Here is a 314-nt window from a genome sequence, read left to right as displayed (position 1 = left end):
TGTCATATAATTAACCATAGGTGATGGTTTTGAGTAGATCAGTGGAAAGCAACCATAATATCGTATTTGACTGTAAATATCACGTTGTCTTTTGTCCAAAGTATCGTAAAAAGGTTTTGAAAGAACCTGTAGACATTCGATTAAAAGAGTTGTTTCTTGAAAAGGCGATGGAACTACGTACCGAAATTGTTGAAATGGAGATCATGCCTGACCACGTTCATTTACTCATCAAGTGTGACCCACAATTCGGAATTCACCGAGTCGTAAAACATTTGAAGGGCTATACATCCAGAGTGTTGCGAATGGAATTTAAA

1 protein-coding gene is annotated in these 314 nt (G+C 36.9%); it reads left to right on the top strand.

All coding sequences use genetic code 11. The features are described from left to right. Positions 1 to 23 precede the first annotated feature (23 nt). A partial coding sequence (gene tnpA / locus Q3F21_RS27290; RefSeq protein WP_340259754.1) for an IS200/IS605 family transposase occupies positions 24 to 314 on the top strand: 291 nt, incomplete at its 3' end.

This window comes from Brevibacillus borstelensis (genome assembly GCF_037834415.1).
In the GTDB taxonomy this organism is placed as follows: domain Bacteria; phylum Bacillota; class Bacilli; order Brevibacillales; family Brevibacillaceae; genus Brevibacillus; species Brevibacillus borstelensis_A.
The sequence above is the reverse complement of the archived record's forward strand: the minus strand, read 5'-3'. Positions and strand labels throughout refer to the sequence as shown.